The organism is Bacteroides caecigallinarum (assembly GCF_021530995.1).
In the GTDB taxonomy this organism is placed as follows: Bacteria; Bacteroidota; Bacteroidia; order Bacteroidales; family Bacteroidaceae; genus Phocaeicola; species Phocaeicola faecigallinarum.
In genome coordinates this window covers 1-13,968 of sequence record NZ_JADYTF010000095.1, presented here as the reverse complement: position 1 = coordinate 13,968, position 13,968 = coordinate 1, and the positions used below count along the sequence as shown (strand labels likewise).

Genomic DNA, 13,968 nt, shown 5'->3' with positions numbered 1-13,968 from the left:
AGGAATCAACAACAAGATAAAGGTCTTGAAGAGAGCGGCATACGGATTTAGGGATGAACGATACTTTGAGCTAAGGTTATATGCACTCCATGATTGCCGCATCACGCGAAATGTCGGATGAACCAAAATTACAGCCGCCATCCGTTTTGGGATTGGGCTTCCGACAATTACAAGCAAGTAATTGTTGTCCCGGGAAACCATGAGTTTTACAAGATGTTTGACTTGGACTCATTATATAACGGATGGACATTAAGAATAAGAACAAATGTCACATGTCATTATAACGCAGTAATCCCGTTATCCGAAAATACGGAAATAATAGCGACTACATTATGGTCCAATATCGAACCGAAGAATGCTTTTCGGACCGAACAGGCAATATCTGATTTCAGGCGTATAAAATACGGTGACGATACGCTCGGTTGGACACGCTTCAACATGGAACATGACAAATGCCTGAAATTTCTGAAAGAAAGCATATCCCAAAGTAATACAGGACACATTGTTGTCGTAACACACCATGTACCATCCTTTGAACTACTCGCACCGGAGTTCATAGGAAGCCCGCTTAACGGTGCTTTTACTGTGGAGCTTGACGACTTTATTGAAAAAAGTCCCATTGACTACTGGATATACGGTCATTCACACCGAAACATTGACAAGATTATAGGAAGAACGAGCTGCATTACAAACCAGTTGGGATATGTATCCCATAATGAACACACGACCTTCAATCCAAGGAAATATATCGAGTTATATTAGAAAAAAGAGAGCCGATCCGTCGCGGACAGGCTCTCTTAAAAATGAAAAAGTTGTTTTCAATTATGAACAAAAAGGCTTATCTGAAATAAAGTTCCACTTTCGTGTGCCGGTTGGCCTCGTCAGGAACATAGTCGGCGATGCCGCCTTCGTATATCCTAGTAATGCTTTCTGCCGGTAAGCCCCGCTTGACGAGTTCGCCTGCGATATAATCGGCTCTGGCGGCACTCAACGCATTGTTTATGGAAGTTGTACCGGTTGCGCTGTCCGCCGCTCCCGTAACTTTTACGGACAATCCGTATTTCTTGGCCACATGAGCGAGCGCATCGAGATTGACCTTTTGCAAGGTGTCCGTAAGATGGGCAGTGTTAAGGTCGAAGAAGAAATAGACCGGAGAGCCAATACATTCTTCCCCATGCTGCATGAGGGCGAAATAACCGGCCGCAGAAATGGTGTCTGAATGATTGACTGCCTCATTTCGTGCTCCGCTCACGCTGTCATGTGCGGATTTGCAGATGCTGTCCGTCTTTACGCCCTGAATGCTGTCTGAGTCCGTTTCGGTTATAAGAGGCGAATTGCCGTCCCAATGACGGTTCTTCAACCGGGCCCGCAGGGAGTTCAGTCCGCTGTAGTTGTTTACGGGAAACTTCCGCTCATCGTCATCCTTGTCCTCGAACAGGTGTCCGTAAGTATCGAGCAGTCCTTCGATTTCGAAAATCTTCTTCAGTTCGTCCAAAGTTCTCCTTTCCTTGTCCAGCTTTCCGGCATATTGCCTGTTCCGTTCAGACAGGGAGTTTGCATAGTCGGTCAGCCACTCATTGCGCCGTTCATACGGGCGGGGGTCAACGGCTCGTTTCCAGCCGACCTTTCCGATGCTGAAAGAGAATCCCGCCGTCAGCGAGAGCATGTGGTCCCCGAGACGGTTCGCTTTTCCGTATCCGTCGAAATCCTGGAATGAGGTCGTCCCGGAAAGTTCCATCAGGACGCTTACCCTCTTGGATATTCGGTACTGCCCCTGTATGCCGTATGATATGGCGAGAGGGTTGTGTCCGTTGTCCGCATTGTGCAGCAGTCCGAGACCCGCATACGGTGAAAGGCTCCAGCGAACCTTGTCCTGTTTTGCGTACCTACTTCCAAGCAGATTCCACATCAGATCCACATGGACATGGTGATATTCCCGTGTGGACAGTTGGCCGTCCTTGAAATGCAGACCACTATAATTGATACGGGCCCCGACCGACGGAGTGAACCACTTCCCTACTCCAATGTTGTACGAGGGCTTGAGCCTCCCGAAGAGGTCTTCACAGCCGAGCGGCGTGCCGAGAAAAGCCGATGCCCCTCCGGACAGGCTGACAAACCAGTTGCCACTCCTGCGCATCGGGACTACCACTCCGTCAAGATAAGAGGGTTGCATCGGTCGGAGCATTTCGGTATGGCAGCTGAAGCCTTCATACCGGACAGTATCCTTGTCCGCTGGCGTCGCATTCGCATAGTTGTGCAGCGAACATATTGCTGCAAAAAATAAAATGATATGTTTCGTCATAATCTGATACTTTATTGGTTGATTCTTTTGAATTATGGGACAAAACTGCCGGTCAGCGTTTGGGTTTCCTGCCGATTGCAGGCTTCATCATACGATTCGCCATCCTCATGCAGCGGAGTGCCCATGCACGGTTGTCCTCGTCTTCGTCCCGTCCCCATTTGAGGTCGCTCTTGCTTCCGCCTCCGCCATGTGTTTCGGCAAAGGTGGTGGCGTCATCGACCATACCCAAAAACAGCAGGGTGGCACAGTGCATGACCTCTTTCCCTTGCTCCGCTATGGATTGGACAAGCGAGCCGTCAAACATCTGCCGTTCCGGTACGGTCATCCGTGCCGAAAGGTCACGGAACTCATTCACCATATTCTCCAGCATTGCATCCTTGAGCAGGCTGTCCACTTTGGAATGGACATCACGGGAGTATTTGTAGGCTTCCTCCTTGAGGCGTTCCGTCCGTTCCTGAACGGCATCCATATTCTCCTTAAGATCGGTCAGCTGTCGGTCAGCCGTCTGCAATTTCTCCTGCTTGTCTGCCAGTTTGAGATGGATATAGGCAAGCTCCTTTTTCAGCTTGTCCGTCTCGGCGGATATGGCGGCTGCATCGCCTTTGTGTTCCGTCAACTCTTTTTCAAGAACCGCCAGCCTTGCTTCCTTTTCCGCCTGCTTTTTCTGGAGATTTTCTACCATAGAACCCAAGCCCTTGACCTTGCGTTCTGCCAGCCTTATGTCCGAACGAAGTGCGGAAAGCACCTCTTTATGCCTGGCTATCTGTTCCTCAATGTCCGTACATTCCTCCGACAGCATACGACGGTACTCCTCGGTCGTCCTGTGGCGGGCACCGGTCTCAGAGACACTGCTTCCCCTGGAAAGCCCCCATTTTCTGTTCACCTCGGCAAAGTCGCTGTGCAGCTGCTTCATCCTTGCGCTGTACTCGTATTTGTCCTTTCCGGCAAAAATCTCCTTGTATGCAAACTTGCCGTCTCTTATAGGCAGAAGCGTACAATGTATGTGCGGGTTCTGCTCGTCAAGATGTGCAACGAAAGCTGCGATATTCTGCTCTCCGTATTTGTCAGAGATGAACCTATAGGCATCCTTCGCCCACAGTTCTATTTCCGGCTTCCGCACTATGCGGCTATTGTCCGCGCCCTGCTCGAAATCCACCTCCTGCTTGCCGAAGGCGAGCTGACGCATCAACTCACGGGAGCCGCCGAGAATGATGTTGACCACCGTCCTGTATTTGGGCTCCAACAATCCCTCGTTAGGGTCTTTAATACCACGCTGACGGAGATTGTCTGCCATGCGTTCCGGAATGCTCCGGCTTTTGTCCACAGGGCGTACTTTTCCGCCGTTCACTATCTCAAAATTCAGATGTTCCCTTGTCGGGTCGTAGTTGCCTTTCTTCATGGCATATTCCGCCGCCTTCTGACTGCGGTTGCGCAGATGTTCATTACTTTGGGCGGCAGTGATGCCTTTGGAAACCCGAATGTCGAGAACCTGTTTTGCATTTGCCATACTTTTCCTGTATTGTTTCGGACAATCCTTCGTGTCCCAGCTTGCTGCCCGGTCGGACACCGCTCCCAAAGACGTAGTCATTTGGGGTATTAGGCTCCCTCTCCCTTTGTTCGATGGCAGACGGGCAAGCCCGGATGCCTGTTATAAACGGCAGGACGGCTGCGCCGGTTATCCGTCGGATTATCCGTGGTTATACAATAGGTTTTCAGCAGTCCGCATCTGCGGATTTTACCAATGCTTTCGCAGCAACCGACATGAACGGGTCGTGAAGGTTGTTAAGGAGCACCTGACGGTCATCGTCGTAGTCGATGTCCTTGTCCTTGGAGAGGTTGATGATGTGCTCCGCCAGCTCCTCTGACAGGTCTATAAGCGACGGCCATCTTCCCTCCAGGTCGCAGCACAGGTATTCCGTGAGTTCCATTCTTTCGTCCGGCTTTGCCCGGCACAGCACCTTCCGCATGGCGGCAAGGACGATGCACTCTATGGCGGTATTCCGGATTTCCAATACCCGTTTGTCCATTCTCTCCGACAACTTCATCAAAGTGACATGGCAGTCGTCTTCCGGCAGTTCGTCCTTAAGTCCGGCATCGGTGATAGCCTTGTGTACAACCTTCCCGCACGCAATACCGGCATCATCGGAAGTGATACTGCCGTTTACCCATCCGGACAGGATTCCGTTCAGCTGACGGACAATGCCTGTTTTTCCTTGTGCAATGTCAGGCGTCACATGATTGCCATCATGCAGGCGCATGGTGATGACCATGCTTTTCGGCAACCTTGTCCTTTCCAGCTGTCCTAACGATTCCAGCGTTTCCAGGAAAGAGCGAACAGTCGCCCTGTGCCAGTGCCATTCGGCAGCGAGGTCTGAAACGGTCACATGACACTGGCCCTGCTGGAGTTGAAAATCCTGTTTCCTTAAAAATGGAGAGACGAAGCCTGCCAGTGATTTGTCCAACAAGTCGCAATAGGCTTCCGTCCTTGTCTTTCGGCCGCCGACCTTCTCTTTGAGGAAGTCGAACAGTCCGGTACTCGCCGATATGGTAGCGGTCATTTCTTCTTTATTTTTCATCTTCATTCTGTTTTTTATGATTGACTAATGTGCGGATTAGATAAGGCCGCTTCTGCCCGCATTAACATTGCAGCCTCGCGTGATGATTGCAATGGTAGCAGTCGGACATCGCATCCGGATGCTCCGACAGGTAAAACCGCCTGTCCTTGTCCTCCCATTCGGACAGTATCTTGCCGGAGGGATAGAACAGGGCAGCCAGAAGGATATACGAAATGGTGACTGAAAGAGTGAACAACTGAGGCACGGCACATATAGTCAATGCCATGATGCCGCAGAAGACAAATGCCCTTGGACGATCAAGTAGCTTGCGGAGCCATCGTTCTGTCCTCCTTGAAGATAACAACATGGCAGATACTATGGTGGACAACACCGGCCCGAACTGACCGGGGTGCCTGGTCGTATAGACATAGTGGAAAAGGAGCAGCAGAACCACAAGCACCTGCGTGTAGAGTTTGCGGGCCTTGGCATTGCCTGTCATGACACGGTAAAATGCTGCCATGAAGGGGCGGCGGCTCCTGTACAACACCATCGGCAGAAAGACTGGGAGCAAAAGGAATACAAACTGCAATACTATCCAGGTCATAGGTAATTTGAGTTATGTGACATGTGTATGGGTTGTTCCAGCAGTTCCAACCGGACAATACCGTGCGTGGCAAGAGCGATTATAGCTTCCGCATCCTTTGCCGTGAGATACATGGCCGCCTTCTTGATCCGCTGGCGGAACTGCCTGTCCTGCCTGCGCAGCGTGGCCAACGCCCTGTCCAGATCGTGCTCGGGGATGTTCCATGCCGTGCCTTCGGCGCAAGCCCCGCGCGGCTTGTAAGCCCGCAGTACCAGCGTTCGTGAAACAAGGTAGTCTGTCCTGTCAGGTCGCGCAATGATATGCTCTTTGAAAAGATTGTCATCGACGACCTCAATCCATGTCCTGTTAGCCCTGATCCAATAGACCATCTGCCGGTAGAGAGTGTTTCGCATAGCCGGGAATTATATGAAATCCATCAGGACATCGTCCTTGTTCCTCTTGTACTTCATTATGCCGCTCTTGGAGTGCAGGTCAAGATCGATGCAAAGGTCGCCGTACATCAGCTCCAGCGAATCATAAATCGTGGCGAGGATACAGCTGACCCTGCCGTCGGCATCCGTCTTCGCGTTCATCTTGAACATCTGCCCGAAGGCAGGATTGGAATAGGCGCAAGTGCTGTGACCGTATGGTTCCGTCCGCATCGGGATATGGTGGTACAGTGTTATCAGCTCCATATCGTCCTCGAACATGTCCATGACCTCTTCCAGCTCGTAGGTGTCGCGCAGAGGAAATGTGAGCAGTACATAATCGCCATAGAACTGCGGTTCTTCCATTGTCGTCACATCAAGAAGCTGCGGCAGCTGTAACGGGACGAAAGAAAGGAAATCGTTCAGGAAATGTCGTAGCATAATCATGTATATTTGTGTGTCGTTTACAATCTTTGGATATAAATTTCCATCAGCGTGGCCGGCAACTCGTCCGGATTCTCCATGTCGGACTGCAGGATATCTCCCAACCTTGCGAATGCCGCAGGCGTCTGTTCTGCGATTCTGCGCAGCTCCTCTTTCTCCGCATCGGAGAGCAAAACCGCACAAATGCCGTCCATCGAGATGTAAGGCTGTAGCATCATACACGCATAGCCCCACGCCTGGGACTTGGACTTTATCCTGTCCTCCCGGATATCCTTGAGGCACACTGCCGCATTCTGTATAAGGCGGCGGTTGGTACGCATAGCCATGTATATCATCGCATCCCGGTAGGAAATCTCCTCGTTTTCCGCTGCAATGAAAACACGGGAGCAGCATTGCTCCGTATCCTTGGATATGTCCGACATATCCTCTCCGGCCAGATCGTTAAGGTGAGTTAGGAAGGTTCGGAACACTGCATCCTCATTCCTGATGAAAGATTTCAGGCCTGCAAGGTCATGTATCCCGTCCTGCAATGTCCGGGCAAGCAACCGTCGGTATGCTGAAAGAATATTGTTGCGGTCTGAATCAAGGGGCGGAGTGCTGTCAAGCGAACTGAAAAACGGCCTTGCGTTATCGGCTGCGACCTTCAAGTCCTTGTCCCCATAATAAGGAGAGGTAAGTTCCTTGAGGACAAACACGTCCTGACAGGTGCGGCTGACGGATCGTGCCAGACGGATGAACTCCGTGCGAAGCGAATCGTGAATCCTTTCGCACCTGCCGTACAGGTCTGAATGAGGATTGCCGGAGGTGTCCCGTATCGCATGAGAAAAGGCTGAGTCCCTGGCTGCCCGCCAGCGGTTTATATGTACCGCCAGTTCCTTCGTCGAAAGATCGTCCAGTTTCCGGACTTCGGACAGATAATTCCCGTAAACTCCGACCGGGTCATCCGCCATTTCCGGATGTCCGCTGCCGATTTTTCCGGTACATCCTGCGGACAGGAACATGACCACCGAAACGGCAATCATCCCGGTCAAAAGCGACCTTGATTTTGAATATGATTTTATAAATACCATACTGTGATTTCATCTTAAAAACGGCGCAAATCTATATAATATTTCCTACTTTCCACCATCAAAAATCAGATTTTGACGACATTTTAATTTCATACTTAACAGTATGATTTACAATGAAAACAAGTGAAAGAAAAAGCAAGTTTTGAATATGATTTTTTAAACTAATTCGATAGAGTATGATTTCATACAGAAAAAACTATTATCTTTGTTGCGGGCAAATTTTAAGGCATACGAAAAATGGCAAAAGTAGGATACATATTCAAGGCTAATCACTATGACACTTACGAGGCGGACAAGGAATGGATGCTGAATTTCGGGTGTGAACAAATTATTGAGGAAGAGACTGATCATGAAGTGATGCGTCCCCAGTGGAAACAACTTATGAACGCCCTTTACAGGGGCGACGTGCTTGTGGTTTCCAAGTTCAGCAATGCAGTTCGTGGGGTGCGGGAACTGTCGGTCTGCATCGAAATGTGCCGGATAAAGGTCGTGCGCCTGATTTCCATCCAAGACAGGATTGACAGCCATAACGAGTTGTTCAAGGAAACTACTGCTGCCGATGTTCTTGAAATGGTGGGAGCCCTTCCTGAAGAAATCGCCGCATTGCGCAAGTCATCCAGCCATGTCATGCTGTTCCAGAAAAATATCAAGTCGCCGGCCAAGACGGGGAAAAACTTATCCAGGACTGAACGGGAAAGGAGCATCGTGGACATGTATAACAGCGGCTATTCTATAGATGACATTGCCAATGTAAGCGGATTCAGCAGCAAAAGCTCAATATTCCGCATTCTGAACAAATACAATGTCGATTTGAACAGAGGCCGGACCAAAGGACCGAGGCGCAAGAAGGGAATGGACGAAACAGAGTGACACAAAACTCGGACTATCAAGTACTCTTGAGATATGAATAAAGAGATAATTACAGAACGGCTTGTATTGCGCCCTTGGCGGGAATCGGATGCGGAGGCCTTGTACAAATACGCCAAAGACCCGGCAATCGGTCCTGTTGCGGGTTGGCCTCCTCATACTTCGGTAGCGGATAGTTTGGAAATAATTCGCACGGTATTTGCCGCTCCCGAAACGTATGCGGTGGTATTGAAAGCAACGGACGAGCCGGTAGGCAGTGTGGGAATCATGTTCGGAGACGGTTTGCACAGTGCTGAAATGCAGGCGGGCGAGGCGGAAATAGGCTATTGGATAGGCGTGCCTTATTGGGGGCAAGGCCTGATACCCGAAGCCGTGCGCTGCCTGCTGCGAAGGTGTTTTGAGGATTTGGGAGTGACCGCCGTCTGGTGCGGCTATTATGACGGCAACACGAAGTCGCGCCGAGTGATGGAGAAATGCGGTTTCCGCTTTCATCATACGGAAGAAGGCAAGACATCTCCGCTTGGCGATGTCCGCACGGAGCATTTCATGCGGATGACGAAGGAGGAATGGGAATCTGCTCAACATATATCTATACGTCTGTTGACGGAACAAGATATTCCGGAAATGCGGGAATTGTTCCGCGCCACGGTTCTTACTGTCAATTCCAAAGACTACACGAAGGAGGAAGTAGAAGACTGGGCTTCGTGTGGAGACAGCATAGAGCATTGGAAAGAGTTGTTTGCAAAGAACAATTATATCGGTGCGCTTGACGAACAAGGCGGTATTATCGGCTTTTCCTCCATGAACACCGAAGGCTATCTGCACTCCATGTTTGTCCACAAAGACTGGCAACATAAAGGCGTGGCAAGCCTACTGCTTTCAGAGGTTGAAAAGATGGCTCATGGATATGGCGTGTATAAAATAAGCGTAGAAGTTAGCATCACCGCACGACCTTTCTTTGAGAAGCATGGCCACAAGATGGTGAAAGAACAGAAAGCGAAGGCAAACCGGCTTTATTTGACCAATTATGTAATGAAGAAAGAGTTAAACTATTGAAATATGAGCATAAAAACAATACAAATCTGCCAAAGTTGCGGATTACCTATGTCTGGAGAATATATGTTCGGTACTCATGGAGATGGGCATCCGTGTTCAGAATATTGCAGGAATTGCTTTCAAAAAGGATTTTTCACAGCAGCTTCGCTTGATGAACAGCAGAAAGCCATTGCCGTCTCTGGACTAAAAGGACATGCAGACCTCAGTAACCTGAAGCGCTGGATGCCTGCTGTACAACAGGCGGCATGGATACTCGACCGGTGCGGATATGTCATACTTTCGACAATCGACGGGAACGGGTTCCCCCGCCCTGTGGCCATAGATGTGCTGCGACATGACGGAATAGCAACACTGTGGATGACGACCTCGTTGTCTTCGGAAAAAGTGAAACATTTGAGAAAGGAGCCAAAGGCCGGAATCTGTTATGTCCATGAGGCTGACAGCGTTACCTTAACTGGAACGGCTGAAATCATTTCAGACATGGAAACCCGCCATGCTTTCTGGAAAGACTTTATGAAGCATTATTTTCCGGAAGGTCCGGACGATCCGGACTACTGTATTCTTTGCTTTCATGCAGAAGAAGCCACTTTCTGGATAGACCGAAAATTCAAGCACATCGTATTATAAATGACAGATATGAAAGACGGAATAATTCTATTTTTGAAGGAAAACATCATTGGCAGGAACTTGTTTACCGAGGATGTTGTCTACAAACTGGAAAACGGGAAATTGGAAGGCGTATATAGTGACAGAATGATTTTCTCTGATTTGATGCAGACTGGAAATGGTTTTAAGTTCAATATGACAACCATTACTCATGAACTGATATATAATGTGGATAATAAAGACAACAGGACAACTGTTGCCAAGGATTACACCGGGACGAGCGTGTTCTGTTATGAACTGGCCATGCGGAAAAGCACCGGTCAGCTTACCGGCTATATGCGCTGTATCTCAACGACAGTTAAAAATCAGACGATGGAAGCCGTGGTATGCGGAATATTCGATGTGAACTTTGACGGCAAAGAGCTGAAATGGCAAGAAAACCAGTTGTTGTATAGAGACAGCCCCATAGGAGATGGCAATTATAAGCCTGCTGCGTTCGATGCCAAAGTCCGTTTCCATCTTGATAAGGGGAAAGCCGTGTTTGAGTATCTTCCTACGCTTTGGGATGTAAATCCAGACACGTTGGTGAAAAGTTTGTCTAAAGACGATTACCCTGTTTATATATCAAAAGAAAGATAATAGTTTGATTACCTAAAATATCAATTTTATGGAATTATCGAATTGGTTCAAAGGTTTTGAGGATGGAATCGCCAAACTGTCGGAAGAGCAAAGAGAGACTTTCTTCCGCGAGTGCGGTAGAAACTGCGTGCAGTGCGGTACACTTCAGGTTTATAAAGACCTGTTTGAACAGGCGGCCGGAGACCTTGACCGGTTTTTCGCCATAGCCGATGAACAGCCCGGCGTAAGATGTGAAACGGTAGAGAAAGACGCTGTTTATAACCTGTATTTTCTGGAATGTACATGTGAACTGCACAAGCGGGGCTATGTCTCTACACCTCTGCTCTGTGAATGCTCAAGGCAGAGCATCATTTATGTCTTGCAGTCGTTGTGGAAAGACAGGACATTCCAAGTAACCATTTGTGAATCCATTTTACGCGGAAGCCAACATTGCAAGATGCGGATTGAAGCAAGCAACACTGATTTTGCTGAATTTGAAACGAAAATATAGAATGGAATGACTTTAATATTGATATATTTGCTCCCTATCCTGTTTATGCTCCATGAGTTTGAGGAAATGGTTATGCTGCCTGCATGGATTGAAAAGAATGAAAAAGAATTATCCCGAAAGTTTCCCGCATTACGATCAAAATTGTCTTTTCTACAAAGTCCTGCATTCGGCATTGCCGTATGTGAGGAGTTTGTTATTGTAAGTGCTTGTACTATGGCTACAATCATTACAGGAAACATGTTGTTCTGGTATATTTGTTTACTGGCTTTCAGTTTGCATTTCGTTGCCCACATTATACAATTCTTTATCATTCGCAAATATATTCCTGCCATTGTCAGCACCGTGTTATGTTTGCCTTATTGCGTCATGGCAATAAGTGCTGGTCAAGAGCAATATTCCAATGTAGAAAACGTTTTGTTAGGTGTTTTAAGCCTGGTTATTTGTATTGCCAATCTTTGCCTGATGCAAATCGTAACACCCAGAATTTATAAGTGGATTAAAAACAAGATGTGAATACCCGGAATGTGCATATCCCCAAAAAAGCGAAGTCAAATTGAGGGAAATGTTGGAAATCCTACAAAAAGAAACTGGAAACTTGGAGGTATAATCAAAAACAAATGCTATCTTTGCGGAACTGACAGAAAAAATAGAATTGTTCAACCAATATGAAATGGCAAGTGTGCATATAGCTGCGCTTAACGGATAGCATTTAGTCATAGCTATTCGGCAACGGACAGACTTATAACCGGTTTGTCCTTTCTTGTTTTGCCATTATTCCAAATTCATAATAATGCGATATGTCATGCCGCCTCGTGCAGCAGGACTTGTCGCATCCTATCAAGTTGAACAATGAACTATACATACAAGAATATCTGGCTCATCAGCTTTCCTGTAATGATGAGCATCCTTATCGAACAACTTATCAATATCACCGATGCCATTTTCTTGGGGCATGTGGGAGAAATAGAATTGGGCGCATCCGCCCTTGCTGGGATTTGGTATCTGGCTATCTATATGCTCGGCTTCGGTTTCAGTCTGGGATTGCAGGTCGTTGTCGCACGGCGCAACGGCGAGCGGCATTATTCCGAAACCGGAAAGACATTCTTTCAAGGATTGTTTTTCCTGTCGGTACTTGCTGTCTTTTTGTGTCTGCTCTCCAAACTGTTTTCCCCGATGATTCTAAGTCGGCTGATTACTTCTGTGGAAGTCTATCATGCTGTGATTGATTATTTGGACGGACGAATTTGGGGACTGTTGTTCTCCTTTCCGTTCCTTGCCTTGCGCTCGTTCTTGGTCGGCATCACCCGTACAAAAGCCTTGAACATGGCAGCTCTGACAGTTGTATTGGTGAACATTCCGGGCAATTGGCTACTCATATTCCATTGGGACATGGGGATAGCAGGTGCAGCCATCGCATCGTCTTTTGCCGAAGCGTGTTCGCTGGCAGTGCTGGCAATCCATGTTTTACGTAAAATGGATAAACGGTTATATGGATTGCGTTGGAGCTTTGACAAAGATGTATTGCTTCCTATCTGTCGTGTGTCCGTATGGAGTATGTTCCATTCGTTTATCGGAGTGGCATCGTGGCTTGCCTTCTTCGTTGCTATCGAGCATTTGGGAGAAATGGAACTGGCAGCTACCAATGTCATACGAAGTGTCTCGACGCTGTTCTTCGTCATTGTCAATTCGCTGGCGGCTACTACCGGTTCGCTGGTGAGCAATTTGTTGGGAGCCGGACAGAAGGAACAGGTAATTCCGCTGTGTAACCGGGTTATCCGCCTAGGATATGCCATCGGTTTTCCACTGGTTATCCTTGCCCTGATTTTCTACCGTCCGATTATTGGCATCTATACGGAAAGTGCGTTTCTGATGCAGATTGCTCATCTGCCCTTTGTGGTTATGCTACTGAATTATGTCTTTGCCTTGCCCGGTTACGTCTATATGAACGGCGTAACAGGTACAGGGGCGACACGCATGACTTTTATTTTCCAGTTGATAACCATCGCGGCTTATCAGATTTATTTGTGGAGCATAAGCGGTTTCAGTACTTCACTGTCCGTTTATTGGACGGCAGAATATCTGTATGTGATATTACTTGGCTTGTTATCTGTCATTTATCTGAAATATAAACACTATTAAAACTGAATGTCATGATGAAAAAGATATATCCACGCACAGGCGACACGCAGACCGTGTACCTGAATGCAGTTGTGAAAGACCCGTCTATCGAAGTGGGCGACTATACCATCTACAATGATTTCGTGTCCGACCCGTTGCTTTTCGAGCGGAACAATGTGCTTTACCATTACCCGATAAACCACGAGCGGCTGATAATCGGCAAGTTCTGTTCCATTGCCTGCGGTGCGAAATTCCTGTTCAACTGTGCCAACCATGCCTTGAAATCCCTATCCACCTACACCTTCCCGCTCTTTTATGAGGATTGGGATTTGGAAAAATCGGACGTGGCAACGGCTTGGGACAACAAAGGCGACATCGTGATAGGCAACGATGTGTGGATAGGCTACGAAGCGGTGATTATGGCTGGCGTCCACATCGGCAACGGGGCAATCATAGCCGCCCGTGCCGTTGTTACGAAAGACGTGCCGCCCTATACGATAGTCGGCGGCGTTCCTGCCCGACCGATAAGAAAGCGTTTCGATGAAGAAGTGATTCGGAAACTCGAAACGCTGCAATGGTGGGATTGGTCTGCCGAAAAGATACGGCGATATTTGCCTTATATTGGGAAAGGTGATGTAAATAAGCTGACACAAGAACACATTTATTTTTGTACAAAAATGGCATAACATTTATTATTGATAAGGTCATCACAAAATAAGATATAGTATCGTTAATTATGTAACCATGAAACTATATAACTATATAATTATATAATTATATAAGAATATATGATTTATATATGCTTTATTT

Annotated in this window: 17 protein-coding genes and 1 pseudogene; 11 read left to right on the top strand and 7 right to left on the bottom strand. The window is 47.8% G+C overall.

Annotated elements, in window-relative coordinates; genetic code table 11:
• Both I6E24_RS12300 and I6E24_RS12295 read left to right on the top strand, forming a co-directional pair.
• A partial coding sequence (locus I6E24_RS12300) for a transposase (RefSeq protein WP_235328481.1) occupies positions 1 to 121 on the top strand: 121 nt, incomplete at its 5' end.
• Complete coding sequence (locus I6E24_RS12295) at positions 118 to 762, top strand: metallophosphoesterase (protein ID WP_235328838.1); 645 nt, start codon at positions 118 to 120, stop codon at positions 760 to 762. The genes I6E24_RS12300 and I6E24_RS12295, both read left to right, overlap by 4 nt.
• Before the next feature lie 76 nt (positions 763 to 838).
• Here I6E24_RS12295 and I6E24_RS12290 read toward each other — a convergent pair whose 3' ends face one another.
• The 7 genes from I6E24_RS12290 to I6E24_RS12260 form a co-directional block, all read right to left on the bottom strand.
• On the bottom strand, positions 839 to 2,302 hold the full coding sequence (locus tag I6E24_RS12290; RefSeq protein WP_235328836.1) for an OmpA family protein: 1,464 nt from the start codon (positions 2,300 to 2,302) through the stop codon (positions 839 to 841).
• A gap of 52 nt (positions 2,303 to 2,354) precedes the next feature.
• Positions 2,355 to 3,809 carry a MobV family relaxase gene (gene mobV / locus I6E24_RS12285; protein ID WP_235328842.1) on the bottom strand — a complete coding sequence of 485 codons (1,455 nt, stop codon included), beginning with the start codon at positions 3,807 to 3,809 and terminating at the stop codon, positions 2,355 to 2,357.
• 205 nt (positions 3,810 to 4,014) lie between these two features.
• Complete coding sequence (locus tag I6E24_RS12280; protein WP_235328835.1) at positions 4,015 to 4,767, bottom strand: helix-turn-helix domain-containing protein; 753 nt, start codon at positions 4,765 to 4,767, stop codon at positions 4,015 to 4,017.
• A gap of 172 nt (positions 4,768 to 4,939) precedes the next feature.
• Positions 4,940 to 5,311: a hypothetical protein gene (locus tag I6E24_RS12275; RefSeq protein WP_317218734.1), complete on the bottom strand. Its 372-nt coding sequence runs from the start codon at positions 5,309 to 5,311 to the stop codon at positions 4,940 to 4,942.
• Positions 5,312 to 5,457: 146 nt separating this feature from the next.
• Positions 5,458 to 5,853: a hypothetical protein gene (locus I6E24_RS12270; protein ID WP_235328833.1), complete on the bottom strand. Its 396-nt coding sequence runs from the start codon at positions 5,851 to 5,853 to the stop codon at positions 5,458 to 5,460.
• A 9-nt stretch (positions 5,854 to 5,862) separates the two neighbouring features.
• Positions 5,863 to 6,309, bottom strand: a complete 447-nt coding sequence (locus I6E24_RS12265) for a hypothetical protein (RefSeq protein WP_235328832.1) — start codon at positions 6,307 to 6,309, stop codon at positions 5,863 to 5,865.
• A 23-nt stretch (positions 6,310 to 6,332) separates the two neighbouring features.
• Complete coding sequence (locus I6E24_RS12260) at positions 6,333 to 6,959, bottom strand: hypothetical protein (RefSeq protein WP_235328831.1); 627 nt, start codon at positions 6,957 to 6,959, stop codon at positions 6,333 to 6,335.
• Positions 6,960 to 7,619: 660 nt separating this feature from the next.
• On the opposite strand from I6E24_RS12260, the gene I6E24_RS12255 reads away from it, so the two are divergent.
• The 9 genes and pseudogenes from I6E24_RS12255 to I6E24_RS12215 all read left to right on the top strand — a co-directional run bounded on the left by I6E24_RS12255 (position 7,620) and on the right by I6E24_RS12215 (position 13,844).
• A complete protein-coding gene (locus I6E24_RS12255; protein WP_235328830.1) occupies positions 7,620 to 8,252 on the top strand; it encodes a recombinase family protein in 633 nt (210 codons plus the stop codon).
• Between the two features lie 33 nt (positions 8,253 to 8,285).
• A pseudogene (locus I6E24_RS12250) lies at positions 8,286 to 8,822 on the top strand (GNAT family N-acetyltransferase); the annotation flags it as partial.
• The gene (locus tag I6E24_RS12245; RefSeq protein WP_317218735.1) at positions 8,796 to 9,305 is read left to right on the top strand and encodes a GNAT family N-acetyltransferase; all 510 of its coding nucleotides are present in this window, start codon (positions 8,796 to 8,798) and stop codon (positions 9,303 to 9,305) included. The pseudogene I6E24_RS12250 and the gene I6E24_RS12245, both read left to right, overlap by 27 nt.
• A 3-nt stretch (positions 9,306 to 9,308) precedes the next feature.
• The gene (locus tag I6E24_RS12240) at positions 9,309 to 9,932 is read left to right on the top strand and encodes a pyridoxamine 5'-phosphate oxidase family protein (protein WP_235328829.1); all 624 of its coding nucleotides are present in this window, start codon (positions 9,309 to 9,311) and stop codon (positions 9,930 to 9,932) included.
• 9 nt (positions 9,933 to 9,941) lie between these two features.
• Positions 9,942 to 10,550 (top strand): hypothetical protein, encoded by a 609-nt coding sequence (locus I6E24_RS12235; protein ID WP_235328828.1) that lies wholly within the window; start codon positions 9,942 to 9,944, stop codon positions 10,548 to 10,550.
• Positions 10,551 to 10,578: 28 nt separating this feature from the next.
• Complete coding sequence (locus I6E24_RS12230; protein ID WP_235328826.1) at positions 10,579 to 11,040, top strand: hypothetical protein; 462 nt, start codon at positions 10,579 to 10,581, stop codon at positions 11,038 to 11,040.
• Positions 11,041 to 11,046: 6 nt separating this feature from the next.
• Complete coding sequence (locus tag I6E24_RS12225; RefSeq protein ID WP_235328825.1) at positions 11,047 to 11,553, top strand: HXXEE domain-containing protein; 507 nt, start codon at positions 11,047 to 11,049, stop codon at positions 11,551 to 11,553.
• 336 nt (positions 11,554 to 11,889) lie between these two features.
• Positions 11,890 to 13,179 carry an MATE family efflux transporter gene (locus tag I6E24_RS12220; RefSeq protein WP_235328824.1) on the top strand — a complete coding sequence of 430 codons (1,290 nt, stop codon included), beginning with the start codon at positions 11,890 to 11,892 and terminating at the stop codon, positions 13,177 to 13,179.
• Positions 13,180 to 13,190: 11 nt separating this feature from the next.
• Complete coding sequence (locus I6E24_RS12215; RefSeq protein ID WP_235328823.1) at positions 13,191 to 13,844, top strand: CatB-related O-acetyltransferase; 654 nt, start codon at positions 13,191 to 13,193, stop codon at positions 13,842 to 13,844.
• The last annotated feature ends 124 nt before the right edge of the window (positions 13,845 to 13,968 follow it).